Consider the following 17,427-nt stretch of genomic DNA (forward strand, 5'->3'; position numbering starts at 1 on the left):
ACGCCTTTCGATAGCTAGGGTCCAAACTCAATCAGCCTCTTGAAAATCGGCGCGCACATTGATTCACGGGTTCTCCGCTGAAGCAGGAGGCCTTTGGAAATGTCGCGTTCGTTGTTCTGGCTGTCAGATGAAGCATGGCGGGCGATCGAGCCCCACCTGCCGAGGAACCAGCCCGGAGCGCGGCGGGTCGATGATCGCAGGGTAATCTCCGGCATCATTCACATGCTCAAGTGCGGTGGCCGCTGGGCGGATTGCCCGCCTGAATACGGCCCATCGACAACGGTCTATAATCGCTGGAACCGGTGGAGCAGGCGGGGCATCTGGACCCGCATCCTGGCGGCGCTGACCGAGGAGGGCTGGATCGCGGAAACCGGCCAGATCGACAGCAGCTACATCAAGGCCCACCGCTCTGCCGGTGGCGCAAAGTTGAGCGCATGCCAATGATCCGGGGGATCATTGGACCGCGAAACGGGCGCGGGCCAATGCCATTGGCATCTCGCGTGGCGGCCGGACGACCAAGATCCATGCGCTTGTCGATGTCCTTGGGCGACCGCTCCGCCTCGTCCTGACGCCCGGCAACACGTCCGACGTGAAAGGCGCGGACCTGCTGATCGGCGAAACCGTCGGAATGAAGCGGGTGATCGCCGACCGTGGCTACGACGCCAACCGCATCAGGGCTGCCTTGCGCGAACAGGGCACCATCCCTGTCATCCCCGGCCGACGCAACCGCAAGCGCCCGATCCAGTATGACGAACGACGCTATAAAGATCGCTGGCGGGTCGAGGCCATGTTCTGCCGCCTCAAGGACTTCCGCCGCATCGCTACCCGCTACGATAAACTCGCCAGGAATTTCCTGTCAGCCGTAAGCCTCGCAGCCGCCGTGGCCTTCTGGCTGTGATTGAGTCTCGACCCTAGGTGTTTGGTCCCAGCATGTGATGGTTGGGTTTGACGATAAAGACATCGGGCTTTGATTTCCAGAGTTCCTCGATGGCTTCATATGGTGTCCTGAACTTGAGAGCCTTGAGCTGCTTGGCGAAGTTGTAGGCGATCAGCCAGTCGCTGACGTGTCGTCGCAGTTCCTGGATCGAGGCATAATGGAAGGATTTGACGGTCGCTTCCTTGATGGTTCGGACCATCCGCTCGGCTTGACCATTGGTCCATGGGTGGTAGGGCTTGGTCAGCCGATGCTCGATGCCGTTTTCGAGGCAGACCCGCTCGAAGATGTGGATCAGCCATTGCCGGCTCTGGCCGCGCTGGGGCTGGACGAACTGGACGCCATTGTCGGTCAGCACGGTGTGGATCCTGTAAGGCACGGTCTTGACCAGCACCTTGAGGAAAGCTGCGGCGGCAAGCTTTGTGGCCTTGCGATAGATGCGGGCGAAGACCAGCTTCGAGGTGCGGTCCACCGCCACATAGAGGAAGGCCTTGCCGCCCTCATAGCGTAGCTCGGCGATGTCGATGTGGAAGTAGCCGATCTCATAATCCTTGAACTTCTTCGGCTTCTCGCGGTCCGCTTTGGGCAGGCGGCTGATGCCATGCCGTTGCAGGCAGCGATGCAGCGACGAGCGCGTCAACTGCGGGATCACGTCCTTTAGCGCGATGTAGACGTCGTCGAGCGGCAACCGCGCCTGAACCCGCAACGCCACGATGGCAGCTTCTTCCATAGGCGAGAGGACGGTGCTGCGGCGCTCCTTCGGCCCCATCGGCATGTCGTCCACAGACTGCCGATGGCGCCACTTCAAGACGGTCTTCTCGTTGATCCCGTACTTCCTCGCGAGGCTCGCGACCGAAGCTTGCGATCGCTGTAGCTCGCCTCGAATGGCGTGCGTGGTCTTGGCGCTCCCGTGTAAAATCTGTCCCATAGCTCCCTCCGCTGCAACGGCGACAAGTCTACACCATCACATGCTGGGACCAAACACCTAGGGCCGCCATGAAGCATCACACGACACAATTCACCGACGAATGCCTCCCGGAGCGCCTCAATGGCGGACAGTGCGCCATTTGCTGAAGGTTGGCCTCGGGGGCGTCGATAGATGAAAATCTGCCTTTGCTGTCGGTCGCTCGTAGTCCACAGGATCCGGCCTAAGCCGGTCGCTTGCGACCGCCAAGTTGAACGTGGGGTTCTGAGCGAAGCTGCCATGCCGCCTTCGGGATCACGCATCGACCCTGCTATGACAGCAGCCGGGTGGTTCCTCACAATCTCTGTCCCTGATCTCCAAAAACCGCGGTAGGGCGGGATATGAACAATCTCCCCAACGAAACGCCCGCTCCGGTGCCACAACAGGTCGGACAGCCAAAGTGTCGGCAAGCGGTCCTGCAGCAGTTGCCCGTTCGACCCTGATCGTTCTTGCAATTGTCGGATGCGCATGGCTGCTGGTTGAGCTGAACCGGTTCTTCCTGCTGATTTTCGCAGCGATTGTTTTAGGCGCTGTGTTCGACGCGATCGCCCAACGGATTTGTCACTGGACCGGCATCGCCCGGCCTTAAGGGCTGTCGCTGGCGATCGTTACGTATCTTGCCTTTTTCGTCGGTGCTTTCGCGCGGTTTGGGGCGCAATTGGCTGGCGATTACGATACCATCAGGAACACTGTGCTCAAAGCAATGGAGGACAGCATGAGCAACATCACACGCAGGCAAGCCATCGGCACAGCGGCATTGTCAGCGACCGGCATTGCGCTGGCAGGAAATGCAGGTGCAGCCGCCGCGCAAGGTGCTGGCAGCGGTGCGGCCGCGTTCGCAGGCAAGCACACACCCAAACAGCTGCGCTTCAATCCGGCCAAGCTAACCGGGCTGTCCGAACGGCTGATCACCTCGCACTGGGAGAACAATTACCAGGGCTCGGTGCGCGGGCTCAACACCATCGAAACCCGGCTTGCCGCAGCCATGGCCGACCCGGACTTCCCAGCAGTTGCCTATGCTGGGCTGAAGCGTGAGGAGTTGCACCGGACCGGATCGATTGTGCTGCACGAATATTACTTCGATGCGCTGGGCGGCAGCGGCAATCCGGGCGGGTCGATCTACGAAGCGCTGGACGGATGGTTCGGCAGTTTTGCCGCGTGGGAGGCGGAGTTTCGCCGCACGGCGATGTCGCTGGCAGGCGGGTCAGGCTGGTGCATCCTCAGCTACAACCGTCACACCGCCTCGCTGCACAATTACTGGGCGTCGGATCACATGCACGGCGCGATCAATGCCGCCCCGCTGATCGCGCTCGATATGTATGAGCACAGCTATCACATGGACTACGGGGCCGCGGCAGCGAAATATGTCGATGCCTTCATGGCCAATCTGGATTGGGAGGTGGTGGACGCGCGGTATCGGGCCGCGCTGTCATAGCTTCACGCCGAACTGGCCGAGCGCCCACACCATCACCAGATAGAGCGCCACGGTCAGCGCGCAGCCGATGGCCAGCGCACTCCAGAACCCGATGCCACGATTGAGTAGCAGCGGGATCACCAGGAACATCGGCAGGCTGGGCAACACGAACCAGAAGGTCGCGGTGGCGTGTTCGGCCATGCGCGCAGTATCCTGCGTATCGCGCCACAGCCAGATCATCCCCAGCACCGAGATCAGCGGCAGCGATGCGATCAGTGCGCCAAGCCCTGGCGCGCGGCGGGCAACTTCACTGACGATCGCGATGATCAAGCCCGACAAGGCAGCCTTCAGAAGCAAATAGGCCATCGCAATGCTCCTTCCTTACGCGGCACTCTCTGCGCGCCGCCGTGCAGGCCATTTCACGCCCCAGCCATCGCGCGTGACCTTGAGATAAAGCGCGGGTAGCACCAGCATGTTGAGCACGGTCGAACTGGTCAGGCCGCACAGGATAACGATCGCCATAGGCGCCTGAATCTCGCTCCCCGGCTCGCCCAGTGCAATCGCCAGCGGCAGCAGCGCGAGACCTGCGGAGATCGCAGTCATCAGGATCGGCACCAACCGTTCCTCGGACCCGCGCCTTACCGCTTCGGCCAGATCGGTTACGCCCTCGACTGCTTGCAAATGCTTGATATGCGTCACCATCATAACCCCGTTTCGGGTGGCAATGCCGAACAGCGTGATAAAGCCGACGATGGTCGCCACCGAAAGCACCCCGCCAGTCAGCCACAGGCCAACCACCCCGCCGACCAGCGCCAGCGGCAGGTTGATCATCACCAGCAACGCATCGCGGCCCGAGCGGAACGCCTGTTGCAGCAGCAGGAACATGCCGACCAGCACGATCAGTCCCAGCGCCAGCAGTGTGCGGCCCGCGCTCGCCGCGCTTTCAAACTGCCCGGCCATCTCGATATGAACGCCCTGCGGCAGAGCGATACCGTCGAGCGCAGTGTCAATATCGGCCACCACTGCGCCAAGATCGCGGCCCGATACGTTGGCGAGCACCAGCTGCATCCGCTCCACGCTCTCACGGGTGATCGCGTTCGGGCCGGTATCGCGCACCACATCGGCAATCGCGGAGAGCGGGATCAGCTGTCCGCCCGGAGCTGCGATCAGCATGGTATCAAGCTGCCCGGCATCGGCATATTGCACCGGATCATAGCGCACCACGACATCGGTGATCACCGGGCGCTCGATAAGCTGGCCGACCTCGGCCCCGGCGATGGCGGCTTCAATCGCGCCGGTTACGTCTTCCACCGCGAGACCATAGCTGGCCAGATCGGCGCGCCGCAGCCGCACCCGCAAATAGGGCACCAGGCTTTGCGTATCGCGCTGCACATCGACCGTGCCGGGAATGGCAGCAACGGCGTTTTCGACCTGTGTGGACACGCGCTGGAGCGTGTCGGTGTCCGGCGCGAACACCTTGATCGCAATGTTTGCGCGCGCGCCTGAAAGGATGTGATCGACCCGGTGACCGATCGGCTGGCCAAAGATCGCCTGCACCCCCGGCACCGTGCCGACTGCGTCGCGCAGCGCCGCGAGCAATTCGTCACGGTCGCGGCCCTCATCATTCAAACTGGCTTCGATTTCCGAGGCGAACACTTCCTGTGCGTGCGGATCGCCCGGCGCTCGGCCGGTGCGGCGCGCCGTCGTGCGCACTTCGGGCTGGGACAGCAGCGCCGCCTCAACCTCGCTCGCCGCGCGGTCACTATCGGCAAGGCTGGTGCCGGGCAGCGTGGTGACATTGACTGTCAGCGAGCCTTCGTTGAATTCGGGCAGGAAAGCGCGGCCCGCCAGTGCAATTCCGATCCCGGCCACCACCACCATGACCATCGATCCCACCGCCAGCACCCTCCAGCGATCGAGCCAGCGGTCAAGCAGCGCGACATACCATGCCTTCATCCGGATCACCCATCCCGGCTCGTGCCCGACATCATCGGGGCGGCGGCTGAGCAGGTCGTAGCTGAGCGCAGGCGTCAGGGTCAGCGCGACCGCAAGGCTTGCCAGCAGCGAAACTCCATACGCCAGCGCCAGCGGTTGCAGCAAACGCCCCTCGATGCCTGAAAGCCCGAAGATTGGCAAGAACACCAGCAGGATGATCAGCGTCGCAAATATGATCGCCCCTTGCACCTCGCCCGTCGCCGCTGCGACCACCGCAATATCACTTTGCTGTTCATCTGTCGGCTTGGCGCGCTCCAGACGCAACCGGCGCACCACGTTCTCGACCACGATGATCGCATCATCGACCAGCATGCCGAGCGCAATCGCGAGCCCGCCCAGTGTCATGGTGTTGATGGTGCCCCCGCCGGCATTGATGACGATAATTGCGCTCACCACCGACACCGGGATCGCCGCCAGCGCCACCGCGGTGGCACGCCAGCTGACGAGGAAGATGAACACGATCACCGCGACCAGCACCAGACCTTCGATCAGCGCGGTGGTGACGTTATCGACCGAACGCTGGATGAAATCGGCCTGCCTGAACACCCGCGTTTCCAGCACCATGCCATCGGGCAGGGTACGCTGAAGCTCGGCAAATACGGTATCGAGCCGGTCGGTGAGTTCCAGCGTGTTGGCGCCCGGCTGTTTCTGGATCGCAAGGATCACCGCAGGCTTGCCATTGAAGGCGCCGGTACCGCGTTTCAGTCCTTCGCCGATGCGGATATCGCCGATCTCGCGCGCCAGCACCGGCACCCCGCCTGCATCGCCCACCACGACACTGCCGAAATCATCGGCCACTGCGGCGCGGCCAACGCCTTCGACCAGCAGTTCCTGTCCGTTAGCCACCACAACACCCGCGCTGCGATTGTCGCTGGCAGCCGACATCGCATCGATCACCTGGTTCATGCCGATCCCGCGCGCCGACATCCGCGCCGGATCGACCAGCAATTGCACCTGCCGCTCGTCCCCGCCGATGGTCAGCACCTCGGCAATGCCGGGCACCGACATGACGCGGCGGCGCACGATCCAGTCGGCGGTGGATTTGAGATCCATCGGGCTGGCGCTGTTCGACCTGAGGGCGACGAACATGATCTCGCCCATCACGGAACTGGCCGGTGTCATATGCGGCGGAGGCAGATCGGCGGGCAATTCGTCGCCTGCGGTCTGGAGCCGTTCGGCTACGATCCGCCGCGCGCTTTCGGGCGGTGTGGCCCAATCGAACTCCAGCGTCACCACTGCGAGGCCGGTGGCGCTGTTTGAACGGATGCGCCGCAATCCGGGCGATCCGTTGAGCGCGGTTTCCAGCGGAATGGTGACGCGCTGCTCCACCTCGGTCGGGGTATAGCCCCCGGCATCGACCACCACTGTCACGGTCGGCGCGGTCAGATCGGGCAACACATCGACCGGCGTGCGCAGCGCTGTCCAAGCGCCGAACGCGGTCAGCAGCGCAGCGATGGCATAAACGATGGCGCGGTTTTCAAGGCTCCAGCGGACGAGGCGTTCAAGCACAGTGCCGCCCCTCAATGCGCATGGCCGTGGCCGAAAGCATCGGGCGTCGCCGCTGCTGCTCTGACCGCCGCCGCACCGCGCGTGACCACCCGTTCGCCTGCTTTGAGCTGGCCTTCTATCGCCACCCGAGTGCCGCTACGCGCCAGCACGGTGACCGCGCGGCGCTGGAAGGTTTCGCCGCCGAGCTGCACGTAGACTACATCCTGCCCGCTTTCGTTGAGCAAGGCGCTGGCCGGAATGGTCAGCCGCCGTGTCGCATAGCCGGTGCGCAGCAGTCCCTGCACCCGCTGGCCGGGGCGCAGTGCGCGGCTGTTCCAGGCATAGATCACCGAAAGGGTGCGGGTCTGTGGGTCAATCGCCGCACCGCGCTGCACCAGCTGGCCGGTGCCATCGCCAAGCGTGATCACCCGATCGGGCAGTTGCAGGTCGATCCCGTTGGGTGTCCCGACCATGGCCGCCATTGCTTCGGGCACACGGGCAACCAGCCACAGCGCCGCTGGATCGCCGATCCGCAACAAGCGTTGTCCGCCGGTGACGCCCGCGCCTTGCACCAGGGCGCTATCGAGCACCTCCCCGGAGATTGGGGCAACCACCGGCACGCCCGCGCCGCCGCCTGCCACAGCTGAACGGCGCTGACTAGCCGACCGCAATTGCGCCTCAGCCATCCGCAACGCGGTGCGCGCTTCATCGAGCCGCCGTGCCGGCACGGCTTCGGCTTCGACCAGCTGCGTCATGCGTGCGACTTCGCGCGCGGCCGCATCGCGGGCGATCCGCGCTTCGTTGATGGCAAGATCAAGGGTCGCAACATCCTCGCCGCCACCCAGAGTGGAAGAAATGCTGGCGAGCACCTGCCCGCGCCGCACCCGGTCGCCCGCAGCAGGCATCCTCGCCGCGCGCAGAATGCCGTCGACCGGAGCTGAAACAATCGCTTCGGCCTGGGGCTGGATCTGGACATCGACAGTGACCGGCACTGTCTCGGCAAAATTGGTGACCTGCGCCGCCGTGGTCATGAACGGGATGCGCCATTGCACTTCCTTGGAGAAAGCGACCGCGCCTTCCTCCTCGGCTTCGGCGGGAGCGGCCTTGGCGCCTTCTGCGCTCGTGGCCCACACGGTGACCTCGCCCAGATCGTGAACCGATTGACCCTTGGGGTTGCCCAGCACCAAGCGCAGCCGCGCCTTGCCGCTTTTGGACGCCTTCAGCAGCGGTCTGAAGATGCCCTGGACGTCGCTCGGCCCGGCCTTGGCCGTGTCTATCGTGCCATCGGGCCACACCAGTTCGGCGGTCAGCGTGCCATCGGTCACCGGCTTGTAGCTGTCGAGCCAGGTGAGATGCGCATCGAACCGCCGGTCCTTGCCCTGCACCAAGGGGCGGTATTCGACGAACAGCTCGGTCGAAGGTGCAAAATGCGTGACCACGATCCCGCCGCCGCCATCAGCCTCCGCCTGTTCGTCCGGGGACAGCAATCCGCACCCTGCCAAGGACAGGGCCAGAACAGGTGCGGCAAGCGCCGCAAGCAGGCGAGATCGGGTCATTATCAATACTCGGATCGAGAGGGCATCAATGGTCGTGCGGCACGGATTCATCGTGCGGCTCGTCCTCGTCGTGGGCTTCGGCGACGGGTTCGGGTGCGTCGTTATCATCGTCTGCTTCAGGCGCAGCTTCGGGCGCTTCGGCGGTGTCGGCTGCCTCGCCGCAGGCGGTCAGCGTCAGCAGGCCCGGTATCGCGGCAATCAGGATCGTCTTTTTCATCAGTAGCTCCTTCCAGTGGTAAGATCGTAGGTAACCGCCGCCAGCGCGGCATCGAGCGCGAAAGCGACCACAGAAAGGTCAGCGTCGCGCGCGGCTTCGTAGGCGTCGAGCAGTTCGACGACCCCGATTTCGCCCGATTGGTAAGCTGTATTGGCTATCGTGCCGAGCCGCCCGGCATCATCGCGCGCGCTAATGGCGGCCACGGCAGCAGCGCGTGAGGAGGACAGCCGCGCGCTGGCTGCGGACTGTTCGGCGGCAATCTGGCGGCGGGCGATGGCTAGTTCCGCCTCCAGCGAAGTGCGCCTTGCATCTTCCTGCCGCACAGCCGCACCGCCGCCGTTCCAGAGCGGCAACGACACCCCAAGCGAGATGGTCGGGCCATATCGCGTGCCCGTACCATCATCGAGCCCGCGCACCCCGGCACCGACCGAAAGCTGCGGCCAGCGCGCGCGTTCAGCCGCAGTGATCCGATACTCGGCGGCGGTGATCCGCTGCTGCTGCGCGATCAGATCAGCGCGTTCGCCCGCTGATGTGTCGGCTTGGCCAAGCGCGGTGATCGCCTCGATCGCGACCGCCGGATCAGCCACCCCGGTGAGCCCGCCCAGCGTGGCGCAATCCGCCCGGCGCGCGCCATCAGCCTGCAAGCGCCCGGCCTCTGCCGCGCTGGCCTGCACCCGCACCCGGCGCACGTCATACACCGCCGTATCCCCCGCCTCCGCCCGCGCAGTGGCAATCCGCAGCGCTTCGTTCACATCGGCGATGTAGGCCTGCCAGATATCGGCCTGCGCCGAAGCCGCCGCACAGCGGACATAGGCGCTGCGCACATCGGCGATCATCAACTGGCGCCGGCGTTCGATATCGGCAGCGGTCGCCTCAGCGTCGGCCCGCGCCGCATCGCGCAAGGCGGCGCGGCGGCCGACCAGATCGATCGGCTGCACCAGATGGAGCTGATATTCGGTTTCACCCCCGCCGCCTTCGCGCGCCAATTCCAGCTGCGGATTGTCGAGCGGGCCGATCACATCGACCTCGGCCGCCGCAGCAGCGCGGTCGGCATCATCGCGCCCGGCGATCCCTTCCTGCGCCAGCGCCAATGCGATCGCACGGCTCTCTGTCAGGGGTTCCTGCGCCGCAACAGGTGTAGCAAGCGACGGGGCCAGCACACCCAGCGTGGCAGGGATGAGACAGGATGCGCAGCGCATCCACTGAATTGACATGATATTCTCCGCATGGGTCAGACGACCGGGCCATCGCCCGGCAGGCGCGTCAGACCGTTCGCGGAGGTCTCAGAAGATTGTTCGGTGGGCTTTCGGGCGCGCCAAATGCAAGCGGTGCTGCACGGCGCCGTTCGGCCAGCAGGAAGCGGTCATTCAGCATGGGCGCATATTCGGGTCCGGCCAGGACCGAAAGCACGTCCGCAGCAAGGTGGTTGTGGGCAAGTGCGGGCCCATGATCGCTGTCATCGCACGGGCTGGCATCGTCAGGGCTGGCATCATGTTCATGCCCGACCTCGTTTGCTGCAACCGTGTGGACATGATCATCATGGTGAACATGGTCTTCGGACGATTCCAGCGACTGCCCGTGTTGCCCCATATGCTCCGCCCACGCCGCCCTCGGCACAACGAGTGCGCACAGAAGCAGAGCAAGAGCGAGAAGCCGGGTCACGTCGCAGGCATAGCGGCAGGGTTCCTGTCGATCAATTGGTGATTACGGCCCGCACCGTGTTCTCCATCTTGCAGTGGCCAAGAAGAATCTGGACGGCACGGAGATTGCCGGTAGCCCTGAAGATGATCGACGCCTTGGTTCGCCGAATCGAGTGAGTGCCGTATTAGCTTCGCCTCATGCCAACCCCGGTCACCCATTCATCAACAAGCCGAGCATATTGGCGGCTGCTAAGATGCCCGCTGCAATCGACCCGGCTGGGAACGACTTAATCATCCAACGGCCGTCTCGGCGTTCAAGCCATGCCAGCAGACTGGCCCCGGCGTCCGGCAAAAGCTCGAACTGAACAGGGCAGCCAGTCTTCTGCTGCATAACAATTGCGCGCGTTCGAATCTGACCGCCGCTGACGATGTCGCCGATCGTCATTCGCACATGGCCGCAGCTTGCTATCATTCGCGAGGCCAAACAGCGCGCGATCACGCAAGCGGCGGCTTTCATTGAGTATCGGATTTCCCATATTTGCTTCGGCCTGAGCACGCGTGTCGCGCCAATGGAACTTATTGCATTCCAGACACGTCGCCTGGTGCCAGTTTTTTCTGTTTCAGGCATCTCCATGATGGTCCCCAGTGACCAGAATGGTTATACGAAGAATGTCCGGTCCGACGATAGATTTGCTGCGGCGGCCATCGACCCATTGCAATCAGTGTTCGGAGTAAGTGGGCATGCCGGATGTCAATATGGGCAGACCCGGTCATTCGGTATCCCGTTGAGGAACGTCGAGCTCAGTCCGACAACCCGTTGATCGGAGGCCCGGCGAAGAACGGAATTCTGCCACGAACGCTACGCTAATTCCGCATTGAAGCGCCGCTTCCCGTAGTAACTGCGATTTGAAAACTGGTGCGCCCGACAGGATTCGAACCTGTGGCCCCCAGATTAGGAATCTGATGCTCTATCCTGCTGAGCTACGGGCGCGCCGAAGTCCGTCTAGCGGGGCAGCGCGTTCAGCGTCAATCGGCTTGGATCAATTGACAGCATCGGGCGGCGCGAAGGGAACGAGCAACGGCATCGCAGCGATCCCGTCCTCGCGCAGCGCCTCGGCTTCGTCGCGCGAAACCTGGCCGTGGATCAGCTTCTCCGCCACGCGCCCGTCGTGCATTGCCCGCGCCGTGGCCGCGAAATCGCGACCAACCCAGCGCGATTGCGGCAGCATTTCAGCCTGCTTGGCGGCGATTTCGGCGATCACCCGGCGCACGAGTTCGACCGGCAGCGATCCATTGGCGGGCAGCGGAGCAGGCCGCGCCGCGACAGCGTGCCTCTCCGTCTTCTGGTTCGATTTCGCACCCACGCGCGGCGCCATCACCGCCTTGCTGACGTCGCTGTCACCGCAGACCGGACAAGCGATGAGGCCGCGCGCCTGCTGGTCGGCAAAGCTGTCGCTGCTCGCGAACCAGGCCTCGAACCGGTGATCGCCCGCGGCACAGCAAAGATCAAAAACGATCACGGCTGCGGCCCCTAAGCGCGCCCGATCAGCGCGTCGAGTTCACCCTTCGCATCGAGCGCGGCGAGCTCGTCACTGCCGCCGACGTGGCGGTCGTCGATAAACACCTGCGGCACCGTCCGGCGGCCGCCCGCGCGCGCGACCATCGCGTCGAACCCGGCACGGTCCATCGTCACGTCGATCTCGCTGAAATCGGCGCCCTTGCCGTCGAGCAACCGCTTTGCCCGTGTGCAATAGGGGCAGAACGCCTTGGTATATACTTCGATCCTGGCCATTCGCCTATCCTGTCCTCCTGATGCCCATATCGGAATCCAACGAGGCAATGTCAATTTCGTTGCCGGTTGCCGCATCGGGCACGACCCGCGCCCAGGTGAGCGCCGACACGCGCGCCGCGCCGCATCGACGCAGCACCCGCGCGGCGGCGCGCAGCGTCGCGCCGCTCGCGTGAACATCGTCGACCAGCACCAGATGGCGACCCGCCGCGCGCGCGCTGGCGTCGACGGCGAGCGCGAACGCCCCCGCCACGATGCGCTCGCGCTCGCGCCGTCCTTTGCCGCGCAGCGAGGGGGTCGCCCTGACGCGCCGCAGCAGGTGATGGTCGCGCGCCACGCCGGTCAGCCGCGTCAGTTCGTCGGCGATCAGCGCCGCCTGGTTGAATCCGCGCGACCAGAGCCGCCAGCGGTGCAGCGGCACCGGCACGAGCAGCATTGTCTCGACGGGCCCCAGCGCTCCGACCCGGCGCGCCATCAGCCGCGCCATCAGGCGGGCGTGGCCCGTCCGTCGACCATATTTGAGCCGCAGCGCGACCGTCCGCGCCACCGGGCCATAAGCGACAGCGGCGGGCGCCCCCTCGAACGGGGGCACGTCGGCAAGACAGGCGCCGCACATCACCCGATCGCCTGTCATCGCCAACGGCAGCGGCAGCGAACAGGACACGCAGCAGGGATCGCCCAGAAAATCGAGCGACGACCAACAGGCGAGGCAGAATTGGCGATCCTCCCCGACAACCGTACCGCAACCGGGGCAGCGCGGCGGCAGCGCGTAATCGATAATCGCGCGCGCGGCGGTGCGAAGCAGCAGCTGCGCCGCGCCGTTCGGCGCGCCCGATTTTTCCCCATGCCCCGTCGCACTCGCCATCGCCCGCTTGTGAAGCATCGCCGGGGACGGCACAAGCGGCGCATGTCGCAGTCACCCCGTCCGCTCTTTTCCCCTGCCCGCGACCGGGCGCAGCGCGATCGGCTGGCACGCTTGCCGCCAGATGCCAATTTCCTGGCGCCGATCATCGCAGAAACGCTGCTCGACCGGCTGGCGATGGTAACGCGCGATTTTGCGCGCACGCTGCTCATCGGCGCGCACGACGCGGCCCTCACCGACCATCTGCGCGCGACCGGCACCGAGCTTTGCATCGTCGAGGCTGCGCCGCGCCTCGCCGCGCGCACAGGCGCGATCGCGATCGAAGCTGATGCGATCGACCTGCCGTTCGAGAGCTTCGACCTCATCGTCTGGCCCGGCGGGCTCGACAGCATCAATGATGTGCCCGGCGCGCTGCTGCGCCTTCGCGCGCTGCTTGCGCCCGACGGGCTGCTGCTCGGCGCCTTTGTCGGCGACGGCAGCCTGCCCCGGCTGCGCCGCGCGATGATGGCGGACGGTGTCCGCCCGGTCGCGCGGATGCACCCGCAGATCGACCTTGCGGCGATGGGCAATCTGCTCCAGCGCGTCGGCTTTGCGTTGCCGGTCGTCGACGTCGAGGCTCTGACGGTGCGCTATAATGACTGGTTTGCGCTGGTGCGCGACCTGCGCGCCGCGGGCCTGTCGAACCGCCTCGATCCCGCGCCGCCGCCACTGACGCGCGACGAAGCGGGGCGCATCGCCGCCGCCTTCGCCGCCGCCGCCGACCCCGACGGCCGCATCGCCGAGGCGTTTCGACTCGTTTATTTCAGCGGCTGGGCGCCGCACCCCAACCAGCCGCAGCCCGCGCGGCGCGGCAGCGGCACGGCCTCGCTGGCAGCGGCGCTGAAGCCGAAACCCTAGCTAGATCAACGCTTCCAGCAATCCGATCAACGGCTTGTCGGCGGGCGGCATCGGAAGCGCGTGAAGCTCGACCGGACGCACCCAGTCTAGCGCGCTTGCATGGCGCGCGATCGGCGTACCGCGCCATTTGCGACAGACATAAAGAAGAAGGAGAAGGTGCCGGTCGCCGAGCATGTCGCTCGCGAAACAGGCGGGCGCAAGGCACGCCTGATCGACGGCGATCCCCAGCTCCTCATCGAGTTCACGGATGAGCGCCATCTCGGGTGTCTCGCCGGGTTCGAGCTTGCCGCCCGGAAACTCCCATAACCCCGCCATTGCAAGCCCCTCGGGCCGCTGTTGCACCAATAGCCTGCCGTCGCGGTCGACGAGCGCCGCCGCAGCGACGACAAGCGAGGTTTTTGGCGGTTTTACGGGGTCAAGCGCGGCCAAATTGTTAACCTTCCTGTGCAAATGTCGGCAGCCTCGGGAACTATATTTCAGTCAGGGGTGGAGCAATGCGCAATCTTTACAGGCTGATGCGGTCGACCAGGGCCGCCACAGCCGTCGAATATGGGCTGATCCTGGCCCTTATCTTCCTGGCGGCCGTCGTCGCTGTGGGCAATGTCGCCAATTCGACCAACAGCATGTGGGGCAACGTCTCCCGTGCCGCCGATGCGAATATGTAGGATCGGCGTCGGCTGTCCCGTTTCTGGCCGAATCACCGACCGAATCGCAAAAGCCCATTAAGATTTTCAAAACCTATTCGACCTAAACCGTTCATGTTGACCCAGACCAGACCGTCAACAGGGTAAGTGAAATCAGGAGACCAGTCATGAAGTTCATCAAGAAGTTCGTTCGCGATACCAAAGCCGCCACCGCCATCGAATATGGCCTGATCGCGGCCCTCATCGCCGTCGCCGGCATCTCGGCCATGGGCCTTGTTGGTAACAGCGTCAGCAACACCTTCAACGAAGTTTCGACCGAGCTGAACAAGTAAGCTCGCGCGTCGAACACGCCGCTCCTGCGGCGTGTCGATCGAAAAGAAAGGGGCGGTGGGTCATCCCACCGCCCTTTTTCATGCGCCACGCCTACCGGCCCGAATAAACGACGATTTTCACCTTCTGCCCCGGCGTCAGGCGGCTTGACGACGTCAGCCGGTTGAGCACCTGAAACCGCTCCGTCTGATAATCATCATAGGCCATGCGCCGCGCCAGACTGGCCACCGTGTCGCCGCGGCCCACCGTGACGACATCGACCCGCCGCGGCCGGATCGCGGCCGCTTCGGCTGCGCTCAATCGCCGCACGCTGGCGAACATCGGATCGAAGACGCCGCCACGTCCGGCCTGCGTCAGCGCCACGAAATGAAAGGCCTGACTGCCCGAAAATTCATAGGCAAAGACAGTGACATCGACCGGCCCCGACTGGCTGTTGACGCGCGCGGTCGAATAATAGGCCGGGATCCCGTTCACGGTCGTGCGCTGGATCGTTCCGGGGCTGATCGACAGATTGCCCGCAACTGCACGAAACACCGAGGCGATATAGGCGTTCATATCGCCACTGTAGGGAGCGGTCGAGAACTGCGCCTGGCCGCCATTGCCGCTGATCGACACCGCCGTGGTGCCATTCTGCATCACATAACCGCTGGGGACGGTGAAACGAAGGCGAAGGTCGGGGTGCAGGAAACTTCGCCCTTCGACGACGCCCTGCGCGGGATCGTCGCCGTAGAGCACCCCATCGACCGACGCCAGAAAGGTGTCCGCATTGCGCATGCCGCCGACACCGCCCGCGCGGTTGGCAAGCGTTTGCGCGTTGCGCACGCGCGATGCCGGATCGGGGTGCGTGCTCGCCCATTCGGGGAGCGAGCGCGCATTGCCACCCGCGAGGCGGGCGTCGAGGCTGGTCTGGTTGGCAAGGCTCGCGAGCATCGTCGACAAGGCCATCGGATCATAACCCGCGCTGCGCAGATACTGGACGCCGAGCTGGTCGGCCTCGAGTTCCTGGCTGCGCGAAAAACCCAGCGTCGCAAGCTGCGCGATCCGCATCGAATTATTCTGGAGCAGCCCGCCCAGCCCCCCGAGCAATCCGCCATTGTCGCCGATCGCGCTGCCCAGAACGGCGCCGAGAATGCCGAGGATCGAGTTGCGCGTCGCCGCCGACTGACGTTTCTTGCTGTGCTGCGCGGCGACGTGGCCGACCTCGTGCCCCAGCACGCCCGCCAGCTCCGCCTCGTCGTTCATCAGCGCCATCAGCTGCCGCGTGACATAGACATAGCCGCCGGGAATCGCGAAGGCGTTGTTTACCGGCGAGTTGAGCAGAGTGACGGTAAAGTCGCCGGGCGACCGCGACAGGCCCGACTGGATCGCGATATTTTGCCCCACCCGGTTCACATAGGATGCCTGCGGCCCAGCATAGGCCCCGCCGAAATCCTGTACAAGCTGGGGATGCGCCTCGTCGCCCTCCTTGCGCTCGGCGGGCGAAATGCTCGTCGCGGTCCTGATCGGTTTTGTCCGCGCATCGGCGGTGCCGTTCATCCCCCCGCCGCCAGCTGCCGCGCAACCCGCCAGCAACGCGGCAATCACCGTCCCAGTTGTCAAGCGGCTCATGATCGCGCCTCCCACCTTTGCTGTCATCCTCCGGGATATCCCTGTCATTGCAAAAAATAAGCGACCGCCACGACCGTCGTTTACCCTGTATCCGATAAAGGGAACGCTGACAGGGCGGAACGGTTCCGCTCTCGTCAGGCGCGGCCCATCGCGAGGAACTTTTCCTCTCGCGCGGCAAGCAATGTGTCGCGCGGCAGGCCCGACAGGCCGTTCAGTTCCTGTTCGAGGGCATCGCCGAGCGCGGCAATCGCAGCCTCGGGCGCGCGATGCGCGCCGCCGACGGGTTCGGGAACGATCCGGTCGATGATCTTCAGCGCCAGCAGATCCTGCGCCGACATCTTCATCGCTGCCGCCGCCTCCGCCGCCTTGTCCGAGGTGCGCCACAGGATCGAGGCGCAACCCTCGGGAGAGATCACCGAATAGACGGCGTGCTCGAACATCAGCACGCGGTTTGCCGCGGCGAGCGCGATCGCGCCGCCCGAACCGCCCTCGCCGACCACCGCCGCGACCATCGGCACGCCCAGTGCAAGGCACTGTTCGGTCGACCGCGCGATCGCTTCGGCCTGTCCGCGCTCCTCGGCCTGGATGCCGGGAAAGGCGCCCGACGTATCGACCAGCGTTATCACGGGCAGGCCGAAGCGGTCGGCAAGCTGCATCAGCCGGATCGCCTTTCGATAGCCTTCGGGCTTTGCCATGCCGAAATTATGCTTCATCCGCGACGGAATATCGTCGCCCTTTTCATGGCCGATCACCATCACGCGGCGGCCCCGGAACCGCGCCAGCCCGCCCAGAATCGCCTGATCGTCGGCAAAATTGCGGTCGCCCGCGAGCGGCATCCAGTCGTCGAACAGGCCCGCGACATAATGTTTGAAATGCGGCCGGTCGGGGTGACGCGCGACCTGCGTTTTCTGCCACGGCGTCAGCCTGGCATAGATGTCGCGCAGCAATTTGGCGGACTTGTCCTCCAGCCTGGCGATGTCGCCCTCGATATCGAGCGTGGGATCATCCCCCATTTCGCGCAGTTCGGCAATCTGTCGATCGAGTGCGGCGACCTGTTTTTCGAAGTCCAGAAAGGCTGTCATGCGCCGT

Annotated in this window: 18 protein-coding genes, 1 tRNA gene and 2 pseudogenes; 6 read left to right on the plus strand and 15 right to left on the minus strand. The window is 64.6% G+C overall.

The features are described 5' to 3' along the window. Positions 1 to 99 precede the first annotated feature (99 nt). A pseudogene (locus SALA_RS16790) lies at positions 100 to 898 on the plus strand (IS5 family transposase). A gap of 13 nt (positions 899 to 911) precedes the next feature. On the opposite strand, the gene SALA_RS09050 reads toward SALA_RS16790, so the two are convergent. After that, a complete protein-coding gene (locus SALA_RS09050) occupies positions 912 to 1,862 on the minus strand; it encodes an IS481-like element ISSpal1 family transposase (protein WP_011541357.1) in 951 nt (316 codons plus the stop codon). Positions 1,863 to 2,298: 436 nt separating this feature from the next. On the opposite strand from SALA_RS09050, the gene SALA_RS17120 reads away from it, so the two are divergent. Further along, entirely contained in the window at positions 2,299 to 2,487 is a 189-nt protein-coding gene (locus SALA_RS17120) for a hypothetical protein (protein WP_153802671.1), read from the plus strand. Between the two features lie 126 nt (positions 2,488 to 2,613). Then, on the plus strand, positions 2,614 to 3,333 hold the full coding sequence (locus SALA_RS09055; RefSeq protein WP_011542071.1) for a superoxide dismutase: 720 nt from the start codon (positions 2,614 to 2,616) through the stop codon (positions 3,331 to 3,333). Here the strand turns inward: SALA_RS09055 and SALA_RS09060 are convergent. The 11 genes and pseudogenes from SALA_RS09060 to SALA_RS09110 all read right to left on the minus strand — a co-directional run bounded on the left by SALA_RS09060 (position 3,328) and on the right by SALA_RS09110 (position 12,862). Further along, the gene (locus SALA_RS09060) at positions 3,328 to 3,678 is read right to left on the minus strand and encodes a DUF3147 family protein (protein ID WP_011542072.1); all 351 of its coding nucleotides are present in this window, start codon (positions 3,676 to 3,678) and stop codon (positions 3,328 to 3,330) included. The genes SALA_RS09055 and SALA_RS09060 overlap by 6 nt on opposite strands. A 15-nt stretch (positions 3,679 to 3,693) precedes the next feature. After that, the gene (locus tag SALA_RS09065) at positions 3,694 to 6,816 is read right to left on the minus strand and encodes an efflux RND transporter permease subunit (RefSeq protein ID WP_011542073.1); all 3,123 of its coding nucleotides are present in this window, start codon (positions 6,814 to 6,816) and stop codon (positions 3,694 to 3,696) included. Positions 6,817 to 6,827: 11 nt separating this feature from the next. Further along, positions 6,828 to 8,402, minus strand: coding sequence for an efflux RND transporter periplasmic adaptor subunit (locus tag SALA_RS09070; protein ID WP_011542074.1), 1,575 nt, complete (start codon positions 8,400 to 8,402; stop codon positions 6,828 to 6,830). Continuing rightward, entirely contained in the window at positions 8,377 to 8,568 is a 192-nt protein-coding gene (locus SALA_RS09075) for a hypothetical protein (protein ID WP_041383215.1), read from the minus strand. The genes SALA_RS09070 and SALA_RS09075 overlap by 26 nt, the downstream gene beginning before the upstream one ends. Continuing rightward, complete coding sequence (locus SALA_RS09080; RefSeq protein WP_011542075.1) at positions 8,568 to 9,782, minus strand: TolC family protein; 1,215 nt, start codon at positions 9,780 to 9,782, stop codon at positions 8,568 to 8,570. Before SALA_RS09080 ends, SALA_RS09075 begins: the two co-directional genes overlap by 1 nt. Positions 9,783 to 9,831: 49 nt before the next feature. Then, a complete protein-coding gene (locus SALA_RS17125) occupies positions 9,832 to 10,230 on the minus strand; it encodes a hypothetical protein (RefSeq protein WP_153802672.1) in 399 nt (132 codons plus the stop codon). A gap of 31 nt (positions 10,231 to 10,261) precedes the next feature. Continuing rightward, positions 10,262 to 10,842 (minus strand): annotated as a pseudogene (locus SALA_RS09090) (tyrosine-type recombinase/integrase). Between the two features lie 280 nt (positions 10,843 to 11,122). Continuing rightward, a tRNA-Arg gene (locus SALA_RS09095) sits at positions 11,123 to 11,199 on the minus strand. 49 nt (positions 11,200 to 11,248) lie between these two features. Next, a complete protein-coding gene (locus SALA_RS09100) occupies positions 11,249 to 11,728 on the minus strand; it encodes a DUF1178 family protein (RefSeq protein WP_011542079.1) in 480 nt (159 codons plus the stop codon). Positions 11,729 to 11,739: 11 nt separating this feature from the next. Further along, positions 11,740 to 12,000, minus strand: coding sequence for a glutaredoxin 3 (grxC, locus tag SALA_RS09105; RefSeq protein WP_011542080.1), 261 nt, complete (start codon positions 11,998 to 12,000; stop codon positions 11,740 to 11,742). Between the two features lie 4 nt (positions 12,001 to 12,004). Further along, positions 12,005 to 12,862 carry a ComF family protein gene (locus SALA_RS09110; RefSeq protein WP_049754736.1) on the minus strand — a complete coding sequence of 286 codons (858 nt, stop codon included), beginning with the start codon at positions 12,860 to 12,862 and terminating at the stop codon, positions 12,005 to 12,007. A 42-nt stretch (positions 12,863 to 12,904) separates the two neighbouring features. Between SALA_RS09110 and SALA_RS09115 the strand changes: the two genes are divergently transcribed. Beyond that, the gene (locus tag SALA_RS09115; RefSeq protein ID WP_041383218.1) at positions 12,905 to 13,756 is read left to right on the plus strand and encodes a methyltransferase domain-containing protein; all 852 of its coding nucleotides are present in this window, start codon (positions 12,905 to 12,907) and stop codon (positions 13,754 to 13,756) included. On the opposite strand, the gene SALA_RS09120 is transcribed toward SALA_RS09115, so the two are convergent. Continuing rightward, positions 13,757 to 14,185: a (deoxy)nucleoside triphosphate pyrophosphohydrolase gene (locus SALA_RS09120; protein WP_011542082.1), complete on the minus strand. Its 429-nt coding sequence runs from the start codon at positions 14,183 to 14,185 to the stop codon at positions 13,757 to 13,759. Between the two features lie 65 nt (positions 14,186 to 14,250). Between SALA_RS09120 and SALA_RS16795 the strand changes: the two genes are divergently transcribed. After that, a complete protein-coding gene (locus SALA_RS16795) occupies positions 14,251 to 14,421 on the plus strand; it encodes a Flp family type IVb pilin (protein WP_084764708.1) in 171 nt (56 codons plus the stop codon). Between the two features lie 146 nt (positions 14,422 to 14,567). Continuing rightward, entirely contained in the window at positions 14,568 to 14,732 is a 165-nt protein-coding gene (locus SALA_RS09125) for a Flp family type IVb pilin (RefSeq protein ID WP_011542084.1), read from the plus strand. 91 nt (positions 14,733 to 14,823) lie between these two features. Here the strand turns inward: SALA_RS09125 and SALA_RS09130 are convergent, their stop codons facing one another. Then, positions 14,824 to 16,338: a M48 family metalloprotease gene (locus SALA_RS09130; protein ID WP_041383952.1), complete on the minus strand. Its 1,515-nt coding sequence runs from the start codon at positions 16,336 to 16,338 to the stop codon at positions 14,824 to 14,826. A 134-nt stretch (positions 16,339 to 16,472) separates the two neighbouring features. Then, the gene (locus SALA_RS09135; protein WP_011542086.1) at positions 16,473 to 17,420 is read right to left on the minus strand and encodes an acetyl-CoA carboxylase carboxyltransferase subunit alpha; all 948 of its coding nucleotides are present in this window, start codon (positions 17,418 to 17,420) and stop codon (positions 16,473 to 16,475) included. Positions 17,421 to 17,427 lie beyond the last annotated feature (7 nt).

The organism is Sphingopyxis alaskensis RB2256, from assembly GCF_000013985.1.
Lineage (GTDB): Bacteria > Pseudomonadota > Alphaproteobacteria > Sphingomonadales > Sphingomonadaceae > Sphingopyxis > Sphingopyxis alaskensis.